The following is a 22,649-nucleotide window of genomic DNA, read 5'->3' as shown; positions in this document are numbered from 1 at the left end:
ATCCGTTTTTTGCAGTTTTACAATGAGTTTTACGCTTTATTCATATAACATTAACGTTTTTTACATAGAAAACATGGACTTTTCACTTTACAAACTGCTTTTTTTTGCTTTATTTTGCTTTTTTATAATAAATGTTAATATTTAATTAAGGGACGATAACTATTTTTATCAAATGAATATAAATCGGAGGACAGAAATTTGTTACAAGAACACCGGCATCAAAAAATTGAATCTTTTTTAAAACAACACAAAGCTGTAAAAGCTGCTGAACTTGCATCATTATTAAACGTATCTATAGACACCGTTCGCAGGGATTTCGAAACGCTTGAGAAAAAAGGAACAATAAAGAGAGTTCATGGAGGTGCTATTTTAAAACAAAGTAATACTAATGTTTTAAATAAACTTTTTAATGAAAGAGAAGTCAAAAATTTAGAAAACAAACAAGAAGTTGCTGCATTAGCAGTTGAATTAATTGAAGAAGGACAAGCAATTGCTCTAAACGGCGGGACAACTACAATTGAGATAGCAAAAGTATTAGTGGAAAAATTTCAAAGGTTAACGATTATTACAAATGATATTCGTATTTTAAGTATTCTTGGAGCTAATAAACATTTCAACGTTATCCTTTCTGGTGGGTTTTTTAATCCAGAAGAGTACACCCTATACGGAAAACAGTGTGAAGAGATTCTTGCCAATTTTAATATTGATATCGCTTTTATTACTGTAAATGGATTATCACTTGAAAACGGTTTAACAGATTTTAGAATTCATGAAGTAGGAGTTATACAAACGATTCTCTCACGAACAAAATATAAAGTTGTAGCAGCAGATTCATCAAAATTTGAAACATCCTCTTATATTAATGTTTGTCCATTAAAGGAAATTGATCTTATCGTTACGGATCGTTCAATCCCTTCAAATATAGTAGAAGATTATAACAAGGCTAATATTCGAATCCTTTCCCCTCACTAAATTACGTAGCCATGAAAAAAGCAGCCAGATGTTTAATCTGACTGCTTTCTCATACTTATAATATTGGCGATAACAATCTCGATAACGATTCCTTCATACGGATTTTTTTAGAACGTTTTTCATACAATTCCATCGTTAACTCTGTGGACACTTCGAGATCTTTATAAAAAACGTCTGTCAGCGTCTGGGCAATACTTTCATCATAAATGAAGGCATTGACTTCAAAATTCAATTTAAAGCTTCTTACATCAATATTGGCTGTGCCAACTGATGAAACTTCTTCATCTACTACAATCATTTTGGCATGAATAAAACCGTTATCATAAATATATACTTGTGCTCCAGTCTTTAATAACTCCCCTGCATAATACGTCGTCGCCCAGTACACAAACACATGATCTGGCTTATTCGGAATCATAAGCTTCACGCTAATTCCCGAAAGACTCGCAATTCTTAGTGCATCTAACAAGCTGGAATCTGGAATAAAGTATGGCGTTTGAATCAAAATCGACTTTTTCGCCGATGTAATTAATTTAATATAACCGTTTTTAATTTGTTCCCATTCTGAGTCTGGGCCGCTTGTGACAATTTGTAAACCGATAGAGCCATTTGGTTCAAGCACAGGAAAATAATTTGGTTGATACACAATATCATGATGTTTAGACGCTTGATTCCAATCGAGAATAAACCGAGTTTGAATCGCATATACCGCTGAACCCTCCATCCGTAAATGGGTATCGCGCCAATAGCCGAATTTTTGAACTAATCCTAAATACTCATCCCCTACATTAAAGCCTCCCACATAGCCAATTTTCCCATCAATAATGACTAATTTCCGGTGATTACGAAAATTAAGACGCGGATTAAAAAACTTTACTTTAGACGGAAAGAACACTTCCACTCGTCCACCGGCTTCGCGAAACTCTTTAAAAAACTTCTTCTTCAACGTTCGTGATCCCAAATCATCATATAATACACGAACTTTAACCCCTTCTTTAACCTTAGCTGTTAACGCTTCAATAAACCGCTTCCCTAAGCAATCATTTTGAATAATATAATACTGAATATGTATATGATTTTTCGCTTGCGCAATATCTTTAAACAATTGCTCGAACTTTTGCTTACCATCCGTAAAAATTGAAACTTCATTATCTTCCGTTAACACGGCATCATTTGTCCATAAATGCATATAAATTAAATCGCGATAGTCTCTAGTTGAATCATTCCTAAATAAAAACTGGTTATTTGTCAAGCCCGTTAACTGTTGATCTAAAATCTTTTCAATTCCAATTTTCTTCTTATCCTCCCAATGAAATAAATGGGAACGGCGTAATGTGCGTCCAAATAAAAGGTAAAGAACAAAGCCAGCAACAGGTAAAAAATATAACACTAATAACCAAGCCCATGTTGTACTCGGCTCTCTTCTTTCAATAAAAATAACAATCGTCGCAAACAAAAGATTTAAAATGAGAATTAAAATAAGGAAAATCGATGTAATTGACATAGTAAAATCCTCACAAACAAGTTTTATCTTCTCTGTTAAGGATAACATTCATTCTTTATTAAAAAAAGGAATAAACGTCGTTTCATAAGGACCATTTCACTAAAAGAAAATAAGAGGCCCTCCAAAAACATGAAAAGCCTCTTTTTATAACAGCAAAAAATCAGGTAACTCCATTATTGCTCACACAATATCGAGCCATATTTTTATTGTTGTCACGGAAATTAAGAGCGCAAGGAGCACTTGCAAAACCTTTGTATTCATTTTTTTACCTGCTTTTGCACCAAGCGGAGAGGCAAGTAAGCTTGCAATAATCATAATAACAGCTGGATATAAATCGACTTGTCCAGTAGATACTTTACCAACTGTTGAGCCAATAGATGAAATAAACGTAATCGCTAAGGAAGAAGCAATCGTCATCCTTGTCGGAATTTTTAACACGGTCAACATAATCGGCACAAGTAAGAAAGAGCCTGCGGCACCGACAATTCCTGAACCAATTCCAACAATAAACGCCAATCCTGTTGCTAGCCATTTATTAAATGTAACTTGATCAAATGATTGGTCGTCTATATTCTTCTTCGGTATAAACATCATGACAGCAGCAATCAAGGCAAGAATACCATAAATGACATTAATCCCCGATTCGGACATCCAGCGTGATCCATAGCTTCCAATGAAGCTTCCTAATAAAATACTAATTCCCATATAGCCGATGAGTGTTTTATTTAAATAGCCGCCTTTTCGATAAACCCAAACACCGCCAATCGTGGCAAACAATACTTGTACGGCACTAATACCGGATACTTCATGGGAGCTAAATGCTGTAATGCCAAATAGAGGTGGAATATAGAGCAGCATCGGATACTTAATGATGGACCCGCCGATTCCAACCATCCCTGAAAGATAGGAGCCGATAAATCCAATTAGAAAAATAACAATCATAAATCCTATATCCATTTTAAACTCTCCCTTTAAGAAAAGGGACCAAATAAGGGTCCCTTTTCAAATTGATTCTGTATAAACCAACAATAAGCTTTACAGAGTAAAGGTTGTTTTTTATCCCACACTTAACGGGCAGTAGGACCCCCACCTCAAGCTTGTGAGGAACCAAAGAAGAGAGGTGGGGGACAACTGCCCGTAAAGGTCCGATTGGTGAGATAAAGTGAAACTTACCTTTGCGGTTTTCAAAGGTAAGCTTTCACCAATCAGGTTCATACGGTCACTTGGTTGAAGCGAAGCGGAGATCTTAGTGACCGTAGAACGTGACTAACCATCAGTGGGGGATGAAGTCCCCCCCCACTGATGGAAGTTTCACTTTATCTTACAGCACAGCGGTTAGGGCCAATCTCCATTTCTCTTTGCTCTTCTTTATCCGGTGTGATTTTTCCCATATTGACTTCACGAATTTGTTGATACGCATTTGGTTGTGGTGGAAGATTCTCCGATACAACGCTTCGGAATACCGCTTCATCTTCCATATTTAATCCATGATTTTCAGCAAATAGTTTACCTAATTTCTCAGAAACCGTACCATCTTCATTAAGCTCGCTCACAATCATGAAATGAGCTGGTAGAACAAGTAACTCATCCGATAGTGCACGGTAACGTTTATATAATGTTTCACGTAAATCCCCCACCCAATCGTCTGCTAAGCCTGCTAAATCAGGACGACCAATCGAATCAATGAAAAGGATATCTCCTGATAATAAATATGTGTTATCAACTACAAAGGAAGTAGAACCAATTGTATGCCCTGGAGAGTATAGTGCTTCAATTGAAATAGCTGTCCTTCCAATCATTACTTCATGGCCGCCTTCCAGCTTGTTATAGTCAAACGTTACCTCAGCCGCATCTTTTGTAGGTAACCAATAACTCGCACCTGTTTCTTTCGCAATGACTCGGCCGCCAGAAATATGGTCTGCATGTAAATGTGTGTCAAATACATGCTTAATAGTTGCTTGTTTTTCTTTAGCAAAATGAAGGAACACATCCGTCATTCTTGTCGCATCAATCACAGCAGCTTCACCATCTGAAATGACCATATAAGAAAGACAGCCTTTTCCAATACGAACGAATTGATAAATCTCGCCACCGTCTTTTAAATCCCCAACCCGCACTGGTTCTAAATGTTCACTCCAAGCTTTCATACCACCCTGTAAATAGCTAACATCTCGCCCAGCTTCAGAAAGCATGTCAGCTACCATGACCGAAGATCCTTCTTTGGCACAAACAACTAGAATGTCTTGATCAGTCGGAAGCTTCGGCAGTAATTCTTCTACTCCGTCTAATAAGTCAAAGTAAGGAATATTTAAATGTGCGAAATTAGCTCCTTCCACTTTCCAATCTTCAAAATCACTTGCATTTCGTACATCTAAAATAAAAAGTGGCTCTTTATTAAAAATCTTTTTCGTTACTTCCTTAGCTGTCATTGGTTGATAAGCCATCTAATATACCCCCAATAGTATTTAAACGTGTATTTTTTTACTACTCCCATTAACTAGGAGTAGTCATTTACTTCAGATTAACAGCAAGTCAATCTCCTCAATGAGTAAAGCTTTCCTTTATGCTTTATAACGATTCCGTTGCCCCAGTCCATTGACTCATTCCAGGCACGACATTTATAACATTGTGAAAGCCTTGTTTCGCTAATTGTTGAGCCGCCAAATCACTTCGGTTTCCGGTACGACATACCACATAAATTTCAGCCTCTTTATTTAACGAAGATGCTTCTTTTTCTAAATCTCCTAGCGGAATAGATACAGCACCAGGTATATGAGTAAATGCATACTCTGCTGCTTCACGAACATCTACAATAATGAAGGAGGAATCATCTAACTTCTCAGCCAACTCTTCATTTGAAATTACATAAGGATGTTTTTTCTCTGTTTCTTCTTCTCCGTTAGACTTACGTAAATAATGCTTTAAGACTGAACCTTCTTCAATAATTCCAATATATTGATGCCCACTGCTAGCAGCCCAAGCCTGTAAATCTGCTTTAGACCCTTTATCTGTCGCTAGCACTTCTAAAACTTGCCCTGGTTCCATCGCATTCATCGCTTTTTTTGTTTTCACGATGGGCATTGGACAAGCTAATCCTGTTGCATCAAGTGTTACATTTGTTTGAATAGCCATTTCAAGCCTCCCATTATACCTACACGGGTATATTTTAAATTAAAATTTTTTATTTCATACTTCATAAGCAATCACCCATGACTGATGGAAATTTCACTTTATTCTACATCGCCGTCCCAAGCAAGCATGCCGCCACCCATGTTTATCACCTTAAATCCTTGATGTTCTAGAAATAATGAAGCTTGAGCACTGCGTCCACCCGAACGACAAACGATAATATATTCTTTCGTTTTATCTAAATCTTGAAGACGAAATTCTAATAAACCAAGGGGAATATGAAGAGCGGTAGGAATTTTCCCCTCTGCCACTTCCGTTGCTTCACGTACATCAATTAAATGTAGTTGTTCCCCTTTTTCTAAAAGAGACTTCACTTCTTCCGCTGAAATAGTTTTCATTATACTCCTCCTCATTTAAATAAATAAATTGATATGTCCCTCTTCCGCATCGGCTAAATAGGCAGCTACTCCTGCATACTCAATACCTTCTAACAATTCTTCTTGCTGTAAGCCAAGCAAATCCATCGTCATCGTACAAGCTACTAACTTCACGTCTTGCTCCTGAGCCATTTCAATTAATTGTGGTAAAGTCATCGCGTTATGCTTTGCCATTACATGTTTAATCATTTTTGGACCGAATCCTGCAAAATTCATTTTAGAAATGCCCATTTTATCTGCTCCACGCGGCATCATTTTTGCAAACATCTTTTCAATAAATCCTTTATTTACTTTCACTTCTTCCTCTTTACGAAGCGCGTTCAATCCCCAAAATGTATGAAAAATTGTCACTTCATGATCATAGGCCGCTGCTCCATTCGCAATAATATAAGCTGCCATCGCTTTGTCGTAATCTCCACTAAACAAGACAATCGTTGTTCTTTTCTTTTCAGTCACTTGTTTACCCCCTCGTATACATATACCCCTATGGGTAATATAAAACATAAAAAAATTAATGCTTTTTAATTAAAAATTGAATTACATCATTTTCTTCTGTTACTTCTATTAATTCGTGACCCGTTGATTTAGTCCAAGCTGCAAAGTCATTTTTTGATCCTTTATCCGTTGTATGCACTTCAAGAATTTGTCCTTCTTCTAACTCTTGAATCGCTTTTTTCGCTCGAACAATTGGCATTGGACACGCTAAACTTTTTGCATCTAAAAATTTATCTACTTTCATATTTCATTCCTCCAAATGTTATTTTATACCCCATAGGGTATATTATATATAAAATAAAAAAGGTTGCAAGCCTTTTTTTATTTTATCTACTTTTCACAAGTAGATTTACTGCCTCTTTGACAAGCTCTTCAGGATTTTTATCACCTGTTTCATTTGCCATACGAACACATTCCACAAGATTAGAACTAACAATTACACCAATTGTACGATCGATCGCGGAACGTGTGGCTGAAAGCTGTGTTACAACATCTTTACAGTCTTTATCCTCTTCCATCATTTTCAGAATACCGCGAAGTTGACCTTCAATTCGCTTGACCCGATTTTTCACTTGAGCATCATATTCCATACGTAACGGCCTCCTTTACTGCTTGTATGTAGGTTACCCTATTATACAAGCTCATTATGAAAGAAAACTACTACACTCAATATATACCCTTATAGGTATATTGTCAATATTTAAAGTTTCAATATATGTTTTAGTTTTTACACAATAAAATATCTCCTAAATCAGCCTATTCGCTAATATTAGGAGATATCGTTAACCACTCACAAAGAGGTTGGACGTTTTATTTCAAACGTTTGACCTAATTTACTGTAATAGTTTCCAGCTAGCCGGGCTACAGGCTGTAATGCTTCAGCGTTTATTCGGCCCGCTTGATAGAGCGATGGTTCGATATGATAACAAACGATTTTGCCAATTAATAAATCGCAACCCACTTCCCCACTTTGGCCTCCAAGCGGAATCGCTTCTTCCAGCTTACATTCAAAGCGAATTTTTGCTTCTTTCACAGCAGGTACAGCAATTCGTTCGCTCTTCACTAACGTAAAATTAGTTCGTGATAACTCACTTTCGTCTGCTGGAAGTTCAGCCGCTGTTTCATTCACATCCACAACGATGTCTTCATCAACAATATGAACGACAAACTCTTTTAACTTTAATGCATTTCTTGCGGTGTCTTTCATCGCTCCATTTTTTCGTTGAACCGATACCGAAATAAGCGGGGGATTGGCACTAACAATATTAAAATAACTAAACGGCGCGGCATTCACCACTCCTTCGTCCGATTGTGTCGTGACAAACGCAATTGGACGGGGAATAATACTCCCCGTTAAAAATTTATAATTCTCTCTTTCACTCATACTTTCTGGAGTAATAGAAATCATCTGTAACCCCCTCTTTATTATGGCTTAACTAAAAATTTTTTTGAAACCAACTAGCGGCTGCCTCTACTTCAGAACGAGTCAGCTGATGACCATAGTTTTCCCAAAGTACATCTACATCCACACGGGCTGATTGAAGCAATTCTATTAATTCTTCTGTTTCACGAGCTGGACAAATTGGATCATTTTTACCTGCTGCAATAAAGACCTGTACTTGAGAAAGTGTTGGTAATTCCAGACCACGTCGAGGTACCATTGGGTGATGAAGAATCGCTCCTTTTAAAGCGTTCTTATAATGGAATAATAAGCTAGCTGCAATATTGGCACCATTTGAATAGCCGATTGCTACAACATTACTACGATCAAATTCATATTCTTTCGCTGCAGCATCTAGAAACTCTTGTAATTCTTTCGTACGGAAAACTAAATCTTCTTCATCAAAAACTCCTTCTGCTAAACGACGGAAAAAGCGCGGCATGCCGTTTTCTAACACATTTCCTCGTACACTTAAAACAGAAGAGTCGGGAGATACCATTTCCGCTAATGGTAATAAATCCGTTTCCGTACCACCTGTTCCATGTAAAAGCAGCAATACAGGTGCATTCGGATTGCTCCCTTGTTTATAAATATGTTTCATGGTCATATTATATCCTCCTCAAGAACTCGCGGAATAGCTGGTAAAAGCGTTTTCTCTAAAAATTCTCGTTTTTCCTCTAACCATGGCGGCAGCATTAATTTGCTTCCCAATGTTTCCTTCGACTCATCACGAGTAAATCCTGGCGGGTCTGTCGCAATTTCAAACAGAATACCGCCTGGTTCACGGAAGTATATTGCGTCAAAATATTGACGGTCCTTAAATGGTGTTACCCCAATACCAAAGCTGCTTACATGCTCCCGCCATTCCTTATGATCATCAAAATCATTGGCACGCCAAGCAATATGATGCACGGTTCCAACCCCCATTTGTCCCATTGGTAAAGTCGATTTCTTCACATCAATGATATTCCCGATATCTCCTGTTGCTTGAAAGCGAACAAACTCTCCTTCTTCCCCAACCTTTTGAAGACCCATCACATTTTCTAACACTTGCATTGTTTTTTCAGGATTTGCAGTTAATAAAACAGCTCCCCCAAATCCTTTAATCGCTTGCTCCGCCTGTACACCGCCAAATGTCCATTCACTGTTCTGTCCAGATTGACGAGCAACTAGCTCTAAATGTAAGCCATGTGCATCATTAAATTTAAGAAATTCTTCGCCGAAACGTGTCACTTTTTTAAAGGCAATCTTAAATTTCGCTAATCGATTTTCCCAAAAATCTAAAGCCCCTTCTGGAACGACATACGTAGTAGTTTCAACCTGCCCTGAGCCAATACGTCCCTTATAAGCCTCTGGCCAAGGGAAGAAGGTAATAATCGTTCCGGGCGAGCCTGCTTCATTTCCAAAATACAGGTGATACGTACCTGGGTCATCAAAGTTTACCGTTTTTTTCACAAGGCGCATCCCTAATACACCTGCATAAAAGTCTACATTTTCCTGCGGATTACCGACTATAGCGGTAATATGATGGATGCCTGTTGTTTGCTTATTCATGTACGTACTCCTCTCCATATTCTATCTTATTCTTCAACAGTTGTGTTTAATGGTTTTAAGTGCGCTTCAATTTCCGCTCGTTTCGATTCTAAAAACGGTGGTAAAGAAAGAGATTCACCTAAGTGCTCTAATTCTTCATCTGTTGCAAATCCAGGTCCATCCGTAGCTAGTTCAAATAAAATGCCATTTGGCTCTCTAAAATAAAGCGAACGGAAGAAGAAGCGATCAACAAATCCGGAATTTGCATATCTAGCATAATTCACTCGTTCAATCCATTGTTGCAATTCTTCTTCATTATCAACTCGGAATGCTACGTGATGCACGCCGCCTCGTCCTAAATATTCTGGCGGTAGATCATTTCTTTTCTCAATATGAATTTCAGCACCTGTTCCGCCTTCTCCTGTTGCATACACTTCAATACTCCCTTGTCCTGCTACAAGCGCTGGGTAGGAGCCAACTTTTCGAAAACCTAACACGTCTGTTAATACTTCTGCTGTCGGGTTAATAATCGGTACCGTTAATTTAATCGGCCCTAAACCAAGAATCGCAAACTCTTTTGGAATTGGACTTTTATCCCACGGTACACCACCGGCAACCCCTTTGTTCGTTTCATCTGATACTAAAAGCAATCTTTGACCTTCTGGATCTTTAAACGAAAGAACTTTCCGATTAAAGCGCTCACCAATCTCTTCATGCTCTACTCCATACTCTTCAAAACGTTTTTTCCAAAATTGCAGTGCCGCATCGTTTGCTACACGTAAAGACGTTTCAGAAATACTATTATTTCCTTCGTGCACGCGTGCTGCTTGTGGAATTTCAAAAAACGTTAATTCCGTTCCAGGTGAACCTACTTCATCTCCGTAAAATAAATGATAAACACGAATATCATCTTGATTGACAGTCTTTTTAATTAAGCGTAATCCTAATGTTTTTGTATAGAAATCATAGTTTGCAGCAGCATCTGCCGTAATCGCTGATAAATGATGAATTCCTTTGAGTTGCATGTATAATCCCTCCATATTCCATAACCACTTAAATAGTTCAAATTAAAATATCTTGATTTAAAGATAATTCTTTTTTATGAAAATGTCAACACTCTCTCTTTAATTAAGTAAAAGCTTCACTGTATAGTATATAATAAACAACAAACTAAAGGAGATTCATAATGACTGCACATCATTTTCATTTACAAGCACACTGGCCTGATGGCAGAAATGGTTCAGGGACTATTTCATCCGGCCAGTTACAAACAAAAGTAAGTATCCCGCCAGAAATGGATGGACCTGGAATTGGTACAAATCCAGATGAAATGCTGCTAGGAGCTGCGGCAACCTGCTATATCATTACACTGGCCGCAATGTTAGAGCGAAGTAACATTGAAAAAACAGATTTACATATGAATTCAGAGGGCATTGTTGATGTAACAAACGGAGTGTTTACTTATAAAAAAATTATCCATCGACCGACTCTCACTCTTTCCTCAATGGCAACCGAGCGGGATAGAGAAAGGGCAAAAAAGCTAGCCATAAAAGCAGAATCTTCTTGCATGATTTCAAAAGCACTAAAAGGAAATGTAGATATCGAATTAGAGCTCACACTATTGTAATGAAACAAGCCAGGTCATCATTTACAACCTGGCTTGTTTTTACACATCAATGTCTTAGTTTTTGCTCTACTTGCTGACAAACTTCATCCGCAGTCAGACCATTCGCTTCAATGACTGACCCTTTAATAGATGTCGTTTGTTCACCAAGCACATTGCTGTCTAACCCCGTAACAACACAACAATCTACATTTTGTGCATCTGATTCCTGTTTTAGTTCAACAATGTCGTAACCCTTTGCACGCAATGCGTCTTGCACATTCGTTAATGATTGCTCTACACCAATTTTTGACATAATAAGGTTACACCTCCTCTTTGTTAAATTGTCCATTTTTTCTTTTATCTATGTATCCAAATAAAAGGCCAACTCCAAGTGAATGAAGTTGGCCTAAACGATTAAAAATATTTCTTTTTCCAAAAAATAAAAGCGACCGTTCCCGCTAAACCTAAAGCAATCATCAAAGTAAACATGAAAGCATGCTGATTATGCGAGAATGGCAAATCAACATTCATACCGAAAAAGCTAGCGACCATCGTTGGCAACGTTAAAATAATTGTAACCGAGGTCAAAAACTTCATCGCATTGTTTACATTATTAGAGATAATAGAAGCAAAAGCTTCCATCATTCCATTCAAAATCGATGTATATACTTCGGTCATCTCAATTGCCTGGTTCGTTTCAATAATTACATCTTCTAATAATTCTTTATCTTCTTCATACATTTTTAAATAATTGAAGCGAAGAATTTTATCTAACACTACTTTATTAGATTTTAAGGAAGTCGTAAAATAGACTAAACTTTTTTCCAATGCTAAAAATGTGTATAACTCCTTATTTTTCATCGATTGATGAAGCTCTCGTTCTGATTCGGTTGTCATTTTATTAATTTGCTTTAAATAGCGTAAATAATATAATGAAATCTCAAATAATAATTGCAGTGCAAACCTTGTTTTTTTATTTGTATAAAATTGTTTAATTTTATTATTTTTAAAGTTTGCTAAAATAGGAGTATCTTTAAGGGAAATCGTAACAAAGCAATCGGGAGTAAAAATCATCCCAATTGGAATCGTTTCGTAAATGCGCGAACCCGCTTCATCATGTGTCATATAAGGATAGTCAACGATAAGCAGTAAATGATCGTCTTCCCTTTCAATCCGTGGACGTTCCTCATCATCAAGAGGATCCTTCATAAAATCCATCGGCAATTGTAGTTTCACACAAACTTCATTAATTTCAGCCTCTGTCGGTGCAATCATATTCACCCAAGAACCTTTAACAATTTCATCAACAGTTATTAATTCTCGGTTTTCCATTGTTTTGAAAATTTCTATCATCTGCTCGACCTCCTCTTCTTTAAAGAGAAAGCCTATTTATCTGTCTGTTCGAGAGGATACTCTGAGAAGAATATGCAAACTCGATTCTTTAGAATAAGATAAGCTTTCTCATACCTACTGGGTTCAGGATCGTAAGAACTTCCACCCATCGTATCACATCTCCTCCCTGTTGATTCTTCTATCTTAATGCTAATATTTTCAAAGTACAACCGTGAATTCATACATATACTCAAAAATAATCAACCCACCGATCAATTATTTTCCATTATTCATGTTCTGTCATACGACTTTGAGCTAATTTCCGTCGAAATGCTGCTGTTTTTTGTAGTAATCGATTTTTCAAGAAAAATCCAATAAAAAAGGTTATCATAAAAAACAAAAACAAAATCAACACATCTATGTTCACAACGCTCCAAATCATTCCTCCAACAGTTTCTCGTAATAAACTAATTGCATACGTAAAAGGCAAGTACGGATTGATAAATTGAAAAAATGGCGGAGTCACTTTTCTAAACGAGAAAGCCCATTACGGTGCGATAGCACCCCACTTTAGGGATGAGATGATAGTGAGGTCAAATACGGAGTACCACTGTAAACTGTAAGGTTTCGCGGTACTTCAAGTAGTTGAAAATTCCACTATCTTTATTTTTATATACCTGTTGCAGTTAAGATAATAAACTGATAAAATATAGATATGGAAAAATATAGAAAAACAAAAACAACTGTATCATTGATTACCTATCATTTTGTATTCTGTCCTCGATATAGGAGGAAGATATTTCTTGATGCCAAAGTTGAACAGAGATTTAAGGAAATGACACATGAAATATGTGAATCATTGAAAATAAAAATGATTGCTTTAGAATGTGACAAAGATTATGCACACATATTTTTAAATCCACTACCAACATTAAGTCCATCAGACATTATGGCAAAGATTAAAGGGGTGACATCTAAACAGTTGCGTGAAGAATTTCCGCACCTACGACATTTGCCAAGTTTGTGGACACGTTCTTATTTTGTTTCAACTGCTGAAAATGTATCAAGGCAAACAATTAAACGCTATGTTGAACAGCAAAAAACGAGGGGGTGAAATCATGTCGCAAATGATCACAGTAAAAATCAAATTGCTACCTACAAAAGAACAAGCGTCTATCTTGACTGAAATGAGTAAAACGTATATTTCAACAATTAATGACCTTCTATCTGAAATGGTGAAAGAAAAGGCAATCACCAAGAAATCCAGTAAGAATGTTGATGTGCTTCTACCAAGTGCTGTGAAAAATCAAGCAATCAAAGATGCTAAAAGTGTTTTTAAGAAGGCAAAGAAATCTAAATCCGAAACTGTTCCAGTATTAAAGAAACCTATGTGTATTTGGAACAATCAAAACTATTCTTTTGACTTCACTCATATTTCAATGCCCATTATGGTTGATGGAAAGGCCAAGAAAACACCTATTCGTGCCTTATTAGTTGACAAAGATAACCGTAACTTTGACTTGCTTAAACATAAATTAGGTACACTTCGTATCACGAAAAAATCAGACAAGTGGATGGCACAAATATCCGTCACTATTCCTACTGTTCAAAACACAGGATGGAAAGTGATGGGTGTCGATTTAGGGTTGAAAGTACCTGCTGTCGCTGTAACAGATGATGAAAAAGTACGCTTCTTTGGGAATGGCAGACAAAACAAATATAAAAAACGCAAATTTCGTTCTGAACGTAAAGCATTAGGTAAAAATAAAAAATTAAAGGCTATTCGTACTTCAAAAAACAAAGAACAACGTTGGATGGAAGATCAAGATCACAAAGTTAGCCGTGCCATTGTTAATTTTGCTAAAGAAAATAAGATTTCTGTCATTCGCTTAGAACAATTAGCGAATATTAGACAGACGACAAGAACCAGTCGTAAAAACGAAATGAATTTGCACACATGGTCATTTTATCGCCTATCTCAGTTCATTGAATATAAAGCAAATTTAGAAGGTATCCAAGTTGAGTATGTGAATCCTGCCTATACAAGTCAATCATGCCCTAAATGTTCTGAAAAGAATAAGGCACAAGACAGAAAGTATAAGTGTAAATGTGGATTCGAGAAACATAGAGACATAATTGGTGCTATGAATATTCGATATGCACCTGTGGTTGATGGTAATAGTCAATCAGCCTAAGATGCTATATGCACTGTCTTAGGAGGGGCAATGAGATGCCCTCGCCTTGCAGGCTGTTCAAAGCAGAAATGAATTGCGAACGCTTAGTCATGCAAGAATCCCACCCTTTAAACCGTAAGGTTTAGGGCTTGCGACTTTAGTCGTGGGAGTCTCAACAACGGAAATAATGATTGACTGTAAAATACCTATACAAAAGAAATTTAGATAACGCCCAACATAAATTTGGTAAGATTTATACGTTCCCTCTAGATCCTGAATATCTACTCCAAAAATAGAAACGATTACAAGACCTGCAAACCAAAGAGCTAACGTTGTAAAAAATGGTGACATCGCTGAACCATAGTTAGGGATTGGAAATAGTTTATGTTCAGTTAACAACACAGGTTCCGCAAAAAAAAATCATTAGGCCAAGTATACCTAATGATTTTTATATTTAGCTGCTAGATTGTTTAATAAGGCTTTTTTTGATAAAAGAAATTAGGCTTTACCTTTTGATTGCGATATGGCCTATGAAAGATATGAGTGGTTGCAGGTGAAACAGGTGGAATTAGCCATGTCCAATCTCCTGTTGTATTCCGTCCACATGCTGTTTCTTTTTCTTCAAAATGTTTAAATTGCTTGGCTGCATTATGATGATCCACTATACTTACGCCCGCTTCTTTAAAGGAATGCAGCACAGCCACATTTAATTCAACTAGCGCGCGATCTTTCCAAAGTGTTGCATCACGTTTAATATCGAGCCCCATCCTTTTTCCAATTTGCGATAACATATTATAGCGACCCTCATCCGCAAAATTTCGCGCTCCAATTTCCGTTCCCATATACCAACCGTTAAATGGTGCAGCTGAATACTTAATTCCTCCAATTTCTAAACACATATCCGATATAATAGGAACGGCATACCACTTTAGATTTAGTTCACTAAACCATTCAAAATCGGGGTGATGAATTGGTACTTCCTTTACAATGGAAGCAGGTGTTTCAAACCATGTTGGCTGTTGCCTATTCACTTGAATAACCTGTGGTAATATATCAAAAGACCCCAAGTTCCCTTTCCAACCGAGCTCCTGACAGATCTTCGTAAATTCAACAGAAGCCGGGTCACCAACAATCCCGTGTTCTGTCTCATAGCCTGCATAGCGAAGCAATTGATGGTTCCATAAGCGAATCGAGAATTGTTCATCTGCCGGCTTAAAAATTGTAATCGTCGGAATAATGGCACCATCATTTGTAGCAAATTCGATATGATGACGCAACGCCTCATTAATTTGCTCTTCATCTCGAAGATGACGCTGATCAATCACACGAAGCGAATCCCAAAATAATCGGCCAATGCAGCGATTACTATTCCGCCATGCTTGTTTCGCTCCTATTTCAAGCTCCTCTAATGAATGCTGATACGTATGTGTTTCTTCTATTTCTTTTTGGATATCCATGATTCGGCTATTGATTTCATCCTCCGTCTTCCCCATTTCTAAATAACTGCTACGGATGAACGCTTCTGCCTCTTGAAATATAAGGTTCATTTATTCAATTCCTTCCAAAAATTATATGCTCTTTCTATAAGGTATCATATTTTGTACTATCTTTTCCCTCGATTCTCTTCGCTACTTTATACATTTTGTGAAATTTGACACAAAACTTACTTAATATAAGTAATAAACCTTTTGTTAACACCCTATATGAAGTAACTTTATTTTAATATGTAAAGTTGTTACATAAACCGTAAATGATTTATAATAGTATGGAGGGGGTGATTTTATGAATAATACAACGATTTGTCCTCGATTTGAAAAAGGGATGCAAATTTTAAGCAAACGATGGACAGGATTAATCGTCCACCAATTACTGAATGGCCCTCAACGGTTTTGCAGAATTGAAGCCGCCTTCCCAATTAGTGGTCGAATTCTTTCGGAGCGTTTAAAAGACTTAGAACAAGAAGGCATTGTAAAAAGAGACGTCTATCCTGAAACACCAGTTCGAATTGAATATTCATTAACAGAAAAAGGGCTTGCATTAGCACCTGTCATTAATGAAATTCAACAATGGTCATCAGACTGGATTAAATCAGTAGAAGAAGAATCGTAAGAGCTGATACGGATTAGCTCCAAATTATAAGATGAAACGTAGGGCCCTTTTATAACAGAAGGGCCCTATCTATCTTCTTCTAAAATGATTTTAAGCTATGTAAATCAGTATTGTTGATTTAACAGAGCCTTATTTTAAAAACCACCTTCACTTCCCCTCTGCTATATATGGATAGCATCTCCTGATTAGAAAAAAAACTGCTCTGCATGAAGTATAACTTTGTATAAACAAACCAGTTATACAAATAATAAACATGCGTATCGTAATCCATTTATAAAAAAGGAGACAGCCACCATGAAAAAACTACTTATACTAGGGTTAACCTGCATACTACTCTCTCTATCTCCTATGGCCCAGGCATATTCACAAGAGAAACAAATCGAGAATAAAACACCAGAAATCACCTTTACCGAAGAGCAAAAATCAGAACTAAGCAAACTGCATCAAAAGATTTTGACAGACAAAAAAGAACTGTTGAATAAATACGTAGAATATGGCGCTCTCAAGCAAGAACAAGCTGATAAAATAATTGAACATTTAGAGAAACGATATGAAATGATTGAAGAACGAGGCTTTCAATATCCACCTCACCATATGCACCATAAACCTCATCATCAATAAAAAAATCCGACCAGACAACGGTCGGATTTTTTTATCCTTCACTTAACAAGCCATATAATACGTTTCACTTTATTCCAACAAGGAATTCGACAGTACATAACGAATAGTATATTCTAGTTCAATGGAAAGGATGATAAAAATGAACACACACGGTATGACTGCTGAAGACTTATTTCACTTACAATCCGTAACAGACCCTCAACTTTCTCCTGATGGACATCTAGTCATGTATGTTCAAACGAGCATTGATCGAGAAACCGAGAAATACATATCTAATCTCTATTTATATAATGTCCTTACAAAAGAAACGAAACAATGGACAACTGGACAAAACAGACATTCTATCCCTCGTTGGTCTCCAGACGGTAAATATATAAGCTTCATCTCTAACCAATCAGGAAGTAACCAATTGTATGTAATGAGTTCCACGGGAGGAGAAGCAAAGCAAATAACCAACTTAAAATCTGAAGTATCTCAGCCCATCTGGTCTCCCTGCTCAACGAAGCTTTTATTTTCAACTAGTCGTCCAGCTAGCGACCAAGAGGAGTACAAAAATGAAGAAAAGAAAACGGCACTTCGATTTGAACGCATTCAATATAAATCAGAAGGGCAAGGATATTTTAACGGGCTGTATAAACATCTAGCTGTTGTTGATGTGCTGACGGAAGAAATCGAATTTTTGACAAAAGGACGACAACATTATTCTCCAAGTGCATGGTCTCCAGATGGAAAGTATATTACATACGTTAGTAAAACGATAGAACAAGGCGAATACGATTTTATTTCTGATATTTTCACTATGGATATTTCAACAAAGAAATCGGTCAACATTACAAATGGAGCTGGATTTTTTTATGACCCCAAATGGTCTCCTAACGGTGAATATCTCTCTTTTCTTGGTCATAAGCGAGAATTTCTCAATGCGACATTAGCTAAAATCTGGCTATATGACATAAACAAGCAAACTACTTCTTGCTTAACGGAAGGCTGGGATGTAGAATTAGGAAATTCTTGTATTACCGATTTTCAAATGGGCGCTGTCGACCCGGGTATTCTTTGGACGAATGACAGCGCAGGGTTTTATTTTTTAATGAGTGATCATGGAAACACAGGAGTATATTATGGCTCCATTGAAGGCGCTATGTATCCATCTATCTTAGAAAATCAACATATTTACGGGCTTTCTATTGATCCAAATCACCATCAAGCCGTTGTAGCAATCAGTACCCCAACAAATCCTGGAGAACTGTATTATTTTAATTTAATGACCGGGCAACAAGAGCAAATCTCCTTTGTAAATACAAGTTTTGTAGAGAACAAATCATTAGCTGAAGCCGAAGCAATTAGCTGGAAAGCGAAAGATGGCTTGGATCTTCACGGTTGGCTTATAAAGCCTCTATGTTACGAAGAAGGAAAAACCTATCCCCTTATTTTAGAGATTCATGGTGGACCTCATTTAATGTACGGAAATAGCTACATGCATGAATTTCAAGCATTAGCAAACGAAGGATATGCAGTTCTATATACAAATCCACGTGGCAGCGTCGGTTATGGTCAACAATTTGTAAACGCTTGTCGTGGTGATTATGGCGGTATGGATTACGAAGATTTAATGTCTGCTGTTGATTATGTGACTAACACATACGACTTTATAGACCGCCATAGACTAGGAGTTAGTGGCGGCAGCTACGGTGGTTTCATGACAAACTGGATTGTTGGTCATACGAATCGTTTTAAAGCAGCTGTCAGCCAACGTTCCATTTCCAACTGGTTTAGCTTTTATGGGGTAAGTGATATTGGCTATTATTTTACGGAATGGCAACTCGAAGGCGATATTTTTCAAACACCAGAGAAGCTATGGAATCATTCACCATTAAAGTATGCCGCTAATATAAACACACCGTTGCTTTTATTACATGGTGAAAAGGATTTACGTTGCCCACTGGAACAAAGCGAGCAGCTATTTATTTCCTTAAAACGACAAAAGAAAGAAACTACTCTCGTTATTTTTCCAGATGAAACACATGAAATTACACGTAGCGGCTCACCAAATATGCGCTTGCAGCACCTTCAAGAAATTAAAAATTGGTTTAATAAATATATTTAAGAAAGCACCGCCACTTTTTGGCGGTGCTTTTTCTAACTACCTTTGTTCTTTTAAGATTCTATACTTCCGACGGCACTTCATCCTCAAATTCCATATATAGATTTTCGTACTGCTTCACAATTTCCTTTTTATTAAATTTACCCACACTCGTTTTAGGAATCTCTTCCACAAAAAGAATCTGATCTGGAAGTTGCCATTTAGTAAAGCGTTCATATAAGAGATGATCAAACTCTTCTCTCGAAACCGTTTTGCTGTCTTTTGTTACGACTAGCGCAAGAGGACGTTCCTGCCATTTTACATGGGGAATTCCAACGACTACTGCCTCAAGAACCTCAGGGTGTCCCATTAAAATATTCTCCATATCAATGGAAGAAATCCATTCTCCCCCGCTCTTGATGACATCCTTGATTCTATCTACAACTTTTACATATCCATTTTCGTCAATGGTGCCTGCATCACCGCTTCGCCAGTAACCATCCCGGAAACCGCTTTCAGTTTCTGGTGCATTGTGATAAGCCCCTGTGATCCATGGACCTCTTAAGCAAATTTCACCGACTGTCTTTCCATCACGAGGGACTTCTTCCCCGGTATTTGGATCACATAATTTGAAATCGATTCCTGTTACCTGCATTCCTTGTTTCCGTCTTAAATCCCATTTTTCTTCTTCTGTTAATTTATTTTTTAAAGAAGGGTTCAGATGATAGTTAATTGCAACAAATGGAGTCGTTTCTGTTGCGCCATATGCATGAATAATTTCTGCCCCTGTTAGTTCTTTAAAACCTCTCATCATAGAGATTGGTGGCTCTGTTGCACCTGATAAAAATCTTGCTCTGCTAAGATCCGGCTTTTTCTCAAGCGTTCGAATATAATGAAGCATAGGAAGGAAAATGGCAGGTGAACCACCTGTAATCGTGACGTTTTCTTCTATCATTAGGTCGACAAGAGGTGAGGTATCTTCTGCCATATAACGTCCTGGAAAGACCATTTTTGCGCCCATCATCACAGCGACCTGAACGAGACCCCATGACTGACCGTGGAACATTGGGACAATCACTAATAAACAATCTTGGCTGCTCACTCCAAGATTAGCCGCTGATGCCATCGTGTGAAGGTAGATGTTACGATGTGAATAATACACACCTTTAGGCCTTCCAGTCGTTCCAGTTGTATAGCAAGCACTGTAGGCAGTCGTCTCTTCTATCATTGGCCAATCATATTCTGCACTTTCTTCCTTTATTTCTTCCTCATAATGATAGATTGGCGATAAAGTCGTTTTTATTTCAGACATTGGCTTATCTGACATAACAATAAATGCCTCGACTGTGTTCAATTTTGGAGCAATCGCTTCAGCTACTGATAATAATGATTCATCGACAAAAACGTATTTAGCTTCACTATGGTTCGTAACGTAGGCTAAATCATCTGGTGAAATACGTAAATTCATTTGAAGAAGTGTTGCGCCAGTCCCAGGAATCGCAAAATATAATTCAAAATGTCTCTGAGAATTCCAATCTAATACTCCGATTTTATCTCCCGGATTTATGCCCAACTTTTTTTCCAGAAAATTCGCAACTTTCATCATGCGTGTATACGCATCCTTGTACGTATAGCGGTGAATCTCGTTGTTACTGCGATACAGAATCTCTTGATCTGGAAAACTCCTTACAGCATGACGAATTAACGTAGTTGTATTCAACTGATAATCATTCATTGACGTCGATGGGCATCCCTTTACCATTCTCATTTAATAATTCCTCCTCTTATATCATTAACTTCATGAATTGGACCTAATGTTCACACTGGAAAATTCATTATTTTATGAATAGTACGCCTATTTATTTTGTACGAAGGTTGGTATCTAGAATAAATAAAATGATCTGAGCATCGGGATTTATACTAACCTCACTTTTAAATAGATTGATTACCACTGAAGCACCTTTTCAAAAATCTGAAATCAGTCATTTTCATAACAGAAGGTATTATATATTCATTTAATCTTTTTGATATAAAGTAACGACGCAAGCGCCACCAAGACCTAAATTATGCTGCAGAGCTGTCTTAGCATTCGCTACTTGTCGATCACCTGCTTCCCCTCGCAAATGCCAAACAAGCTCTGTACATTGAGCCAAACCTGTCGCACCAAGAGGATGCCCCTTTGACATGAGTCCACCAGATGGATTGACGACATACTTGCCACCATACGTATTATCTCTATCATTAATAAGTTTTTCGGCTTCGCCTTCACCGCAAAGTCTTAATCCTTCGTAAGTGATGACCTCATTCGGTGTAAAGCAATCGTGCAGCTCCACTACATCCACATCTTCTGGGCCTATCCCTGCTTTTTCATAAACCTGCTTAGCTGCACGGGCCGTCATATCACAGCCGACTAAATGCAGATTATCCTCATGACTATTAGGTGTATCTGTCGTCATCGATTGGGCAATAATTTTTACCGCTTTATTGATATTATGTTTTTTTGCAAAGCGTTCGCTACAAACGATTACCGCTGCTGCCCCACATGTCGGCGGACACGCCATGAATCGCGTCAAACCTGGGTATACGACAGGAGCATTCATGACCTCATCTAATGAGAGCTCTTTTGTAAACAAAGAGTACGGATTGTTGACGGCATGCTGCCTCGATTTAACAGCTACTTTCCCGTAAATATCAGGATTCGCACCGTATTTTTCAAGATATTCTAAACCAGCAGCTCCAAATACTTTTAATGCGACAGGACCATTCGGTAGTTCACGGTTTAATTGATCAAACCGATTATGAATCCATTGGAAGGGTGACGTCCGATCGCTCCAATGTTCCCCTAAGGCTCCAGGCTGCATTTCTTCAAATCCAAACGCAAGGACACAGTCACTAGAGCCAGATTCCACCGCTTGACGTGCCATGTAAAGGGCAGTTGACCCTGATGAACAATTATTATTTACATTAATAATTGGAATGCCTGTCATCCCTACTTGATATAAAGCGGTTTGCCCACACGTACTATCTCCATAAACGTAGCTGCCATATGCTTGCTCGACGTCTGATAAATCAATTCCAGCATCAGCCAGTGCTCCTGTGATTGCCTTTGATGCCATAATTTCATAAGGCTCATTTCTTCCTGGTTTCTCAAATTTCACCATGCTTACACCAATAATATTTGCTTGACTTGTCATATAGATGACCTCCTAATTT

25 protein-coding genes are annotated in these 22,649 nt (G+C 37.6%); 7 read left to right on the top strand and 18 right to left on the bottom strand.

What is annotated here, in order from left to right:
• Positions 1-198 precede the first annotated feature (198 nt).
• Entirely contained in the window at positions 199-972 is a 774-nt protein-coding gene (locus V7068_RS10155; protein WP_499712609.1) for a DeoR/GlpR family DNA-binding transcription regulator, read from the top strand.
• A gap of 55 nt (positions 973-1,027) precedes the next feature.
• Here V7068_RS10155 and cls read toward each other — a convergent pair whose 3' ends face one another.
• From cls to V7068_RS10095, 12 genes are all read right to left on the bottom strand, one after another.
• Entirely contained in the window at positions 1,028-2,476 is a 1,449-nt protein-coding gene (gene cls, locus V7068_RS10150; protein ID WP_499712608.1) for a cardiolipin synthase, read from the bottom strand.
• Positions 2,477-2,656: 180 nt separating this feature from the next.
• The gene (locus V7068_RS10145; RefSeq protein ID WP_499712607.1) at positions 2,657-3,433 is read right to left on the bottom strand and encodes a sulfite exporter TauE/SafE family protein; all 777 of its coding nucleotides are present in this window, start codon (positions 3,431-3,433) and stop codon (positions 2,657-2,659) included.
• A gap of 359 nt (positions 3,434-3,792) precedes the next feature.
• A complete protein-coding gene (locus V7068_RS10140; RefSeq protein ID WP_499712606.1) occupies positions 3,793-4,920 on the bottom strand; it encodes an MBL fold metallo-hydrolase in 1,128 nt (375 codons plus the stop codon).
• Between the two features lie 124 nt (positions 4,921-5,044).
• Positions 5,045-5,608 carry a sulfurtransferase TusA family protein gene (locus V7068_RS10135; RefSeq protein ID WP_499712605.1) on the bottom strand — a complete coding sequence of 188 codons (564 nt, stop codon included), beginning with the start codon at positions 5,606-5,608 and terminating at the stop codon, positions 5,045-5,047.
• A 98-nt stretch (positions 5,609-5,706) separates the two neighbouring features.
• The gene (locus V7068_RS10130; protein WP_499712604.1) at positions 5,707-6,003 is read right to left on the bottom strand and encodes a rhodanese-like domain-containing protein; all 297 of its coding nucleotides are present in this window, start codon (positions 6,001-6,003) and stop codon (positions 5,707-5,709) included.
• Positions 6,004-6,018: 15 nt separating this feature from the next.
• Positions 6,019-6,498 carry a DsrE/DsrF/DrsH-like family protein gene (locus V7068_RS10125; RefSeq protein WP_499712603.1) on the bottom strand — a complete coding sequence of 160 codons (480 nt, stop codon included), beginning with the start codon at positions 6,496-6,498 and terminating at the stop codon, positions 6,019-6,021.
• A gap of 55 nt (positions 6,499-6,553) precedes the next feature.
• On the bottom strand, positions 6,554-6,781 hold the full coding sequence (locus V7068_RS10120; RefSeq protein WP_119118670.1) for a sulfurtransferase TusA family protein: 228 nt from the start codon (positions 6,779-6,781) through the stop codon (positions 6,554-6,556).
• Between the two features lie 82 nt (positions 6,782-6,863).
• Positions 6,864-7,127: a metal-sensitive transcriptional regulator gene (locus V7068_RS10115; RefSeq protein WP_375349748.1), complete on the bottom strand. Its 264-nt coding sequence runs from the start codon at positions 7,125-7,127 to the stop codon at positions 6,864-6,866.
• A gap of 200 nt (positions 7,128-7,327) precedes the next feature.
• Positions 7,328-7,945 carry a flavin reductase family protein gene (locus V7068_RS10110; RefSeq protein WP_499712601.1) on the bottom strand — a complete coding sequence of 206 codons (618 nt, stop codon included), beginning with the start codon at positions 7,943-7,945 and terminating at the stop codon, positions 7,328-7,330.
• A 28-nt stretch (positions 7,946-7,973) separates the two neighbouring features.
• On the bottom strand, positions 7,974-8,585 hold the full coding sequence (locus tag V7068_RS10105; RefSeq protein ID WP_499712600.1) for an alpha/beta hydrolase: 612 nt from the start codon (positions 8,583-8,585) through the stop codon (positions 7,974-7,976).
• Positions 8,582-9,532, bottom strand: coding sequence for a ring-cleaving dioxygenase (locus tag V7068_RS10100; protein ID WP_499712599.1), 951 nt, complete (start codon positions 9,530-9,532; stop codon positions 8,582-8,584). Before V7068_RS10100 ends, V7068_RS10105 begins: the two co-directional genes overlap by 4 nt.
• Positions 9,533-9,558: 26 nt before the next feature.
• Complete coding sequence (locus V7068_RS10095; protein WP_252289878.1) at positions 9,559-10,536, bottom strand: ring-cleaving dioxygenase; 978 nt, start codon at positions 10,534-10,536, stop codon at positions 9,559-9,561.
• Between the two features lie 161 nt (positions 10,537-10,697).
• On the opposite strand from V7068_RS10095, the gene V7068_RS10090 reads away from it, so the two are divergent.
• On the top strand, positions 10,698-11,138 hold the full coding sequence (locus V7068_RS10090; protein ID WP_499712598.1) for an OsmC family protein: 441 nt from the start codon (positions 10,698-10,700) through the stop codon (positions 11,136-11,138).
• A 46-nt stretch (positions 11,139-11,184) separates the two neighbouring features.
• On the opposite strand, the gene V7068_RS10085 is transcribed toward V7068_RS10090, so the two are convergent.
• Entirely contained in the window at positions 11,185-11,430 is a 246-nt protein-coding gene (locus V7068_RS10085; RefSeq protein WP_119118661.1) for a YkuS family protein, read from the bottom strand.
• 101 nt (positions 11,431-11,531) lie between these two features.
• A complete protein-coding gene (locus tag V7068_RS10080; RefSeq protein WP_127760689.1) occupies positions 11,532-12,470 on the bottom strand; it encodes a magnesium transporter CorA family protein in 939 nt (312 codons plus the stop codon).
• 694 nt (positions 12,471-13,164) lie between these two features.
• Between V7068_RS10080 and tnpA the strand changes: the two genes are divergently transcribed.
• Entirely contained in the window at positions 13,165-13,563 is a 399-nt protein-coding gene (gene tnpA, locus V7068_RS10075; protein ID WP_499712596.1) for an IS200/IS605 family transposase, read from the top strand.
• A gap of 4 nt (positions 13,564-13,567) precedes the next feature.
• Complete coding sequence (locus tag V7068_RS10070) at positions 13,568-14,644, top strand: RNA-guided endonuclease InsQ/TnpB family protein (protein WP_499712595.1); 1,077 nt, start codon at positions 13,568-13,570, stop codon at positions 14,642-14,644.
• 87 nt (positions 14,645-14,731) lie between these two features.
• Here V7068_RS10070 and V7068_RS10065 read toward each other — a convergent pair whose 3' ends face one another.
• Together V7068_RS10065 and V7068_RS10060 are read right to left on the bottom strand one after the other, a co-directional pair.
• Entirely contained in the window at positions 14,732-15,022 is a 291-nt protein-coding gene (locus V7068_RS10065; protein ID WP_499712594.1) for an ABC-2 transporter permease, read from the bottom strand.
• A gap of 71 nt (positions 15,023-15,093) precedes the next feature.
• A complete protein-coding gene (locus tag V7068_RS10060) occupies positions 15,094-16,170 on the bottom strand; it encodes a nitric oxide synthase oxygenase (protein ID WP_499712592.1) in 1,077 nt (358 codons plus the stop codon).
• Between the two features lie 235 nt (positions 16,171-16,405).
• Here V7068_RS10060 and V7068_RS10055 point away from each other — a divergent pair, with 235 nt between their 5' ends.
• The 3 genes from V7068_RS10055 (at position 16,406) to V7068_RS10045 (ending at position 19,460) form a co-directional block, all read left to right on the top strand.
• Positions 16,406-16,732, top strand: a complete 327-nt coding sequence (locus V7068_RS10055) for a winged helix-turn-helix transcriptional regulator (protein ID WP_119118657.1) — start codon at positions 16,406-16,408, stop codon at positions 16,730-16,732.
• 294 nt (positions 16,733-17,026) lie between these two features.
• On the top strand, positions 17,027-17,353 hold the full coding sequence (locus tag V7068_RS10050; protein ID WP_499712590.1) for a DUF2680 domain-containing protein: 327 nt from the start codon (positions 17,027-17,029) through the stop codon (positions 17,351-17,353).
• Positions 17,354-17,492: 139 nt separating this feature from the next.
• A complete protein-coding gene (locus tag V7068_RS10045) occupies positions 17,493-19,460 on the top strand; it encodes a S9 family peptidase (RefSeq protein WP_499712589.1) in 1,968 nt (655 codons plus the stop codon).
• A gap of 58 nt (positions 19,461-19,518) precedes the next feature.
• On the opposite strand, the gene V7068_RS10040 is transcribed toward V7068_RS10045, so the two are convergent.
• Positions 19,519-21,204, bottom strand: coding sequence for a long-chain-fatty-acid--CoA ligase (locus V7068_RS10040; RefSeq protein ID WP_499712588.1), 1,686 nt, complete (start codon positions 21,202-21,204; stop codon positions 19,519-19,521).
• 247 nt (positions 21,205-21,451) lie between these two features.
• Positions 21,452-22,630, bottom strand: a complete 1,179-nt coding sequence (locus V7068_RS10035) for a lipid-transfer protein (RefSeq protein WP_499712587.1) — start codon at positions 22,628-22,630, stop codon at positions 21,452-21,454.
• Positions 22,631-22,649 lie beyond the last annotated feature (19 nt).

Origin of the sequence: Bacillus sp. JJ634 (genome assembly GCF_036962285.1) — a bacterium.
GTDB lineage: Bacteria > Bacillota > Bacilli > Bacillales > DSM-1321 > Peribacillus > Peribacillus asahii_A.
The sequence above is the reverse complement of the archived record's forward strand: the minus strand, read 5'-3'. Positions and strand labels throughout refer to the sequence as shown.